Consider the following 555-nt stretch of genomic DNA (forward strand, 5'->3'; position numbering starts at 1 on the left):
GTCGGGGTACTCGGTGGTCAGCGTGACCAGCCCGTCGGCGTCGGCGGGGTGCTCGGCCCGGAAGTCGTCGGGCAGCCCGTCCAGCTGCTCGGGCGGGACCTTGACGCTGCGCACGCCGGCGCGGATGTTCCGCGAGAACTCCAGCCCGATCTCGGTGCACGGCTGCGCGAGAGCCCGCGGCCGGTCGCGGTCCGCGGGCGAGCGGGCGACGCGCGCGCGGCGGAGGACCTGGGCACAGAGCGCGTGCTGGACCACGAGCTGTGGCAGGTGCTGGCGGCGACGTCGGCGGACGGGCTCGAGCCCGGGGCGGCCCGGGTCCGGGAGCACGTGCTCCGCGACTTCCGTCGCGCGGGCGTCGACCGCTCGCCCGAGGACCGCGACCGGCTGCGGGCTCTCGCGCAGCGGTGCACCGAGATCGGGCTGGAGTTCTCGCGGAACATCCGCGACGGCGTGCGCAGCGTCAAGGTCCCGCCCGAGCAGCTGGACGGGCTGCCCGACGACTTCCGGGCCGAGCACCCCGCCGACGCCGACGGGCTGGTCACGCTGACCACCGAG

1 protein-coding gene is annotated in these 555 nt (G+C 76.4%); it reads left to right on the forward strand.

Going from position 1 to position 555, the window contains the following annotated elements:
* Nucleotides 1-555: hypothetical protein (locus AC1DVP_RS21420; protein ID WP_477185491.1), on the forward strand; the 555-nt coding region annotated here is incomplete at both ends.

Source organism: Flavobacterium sp. P3_A6, assembly GCF_056403035.1.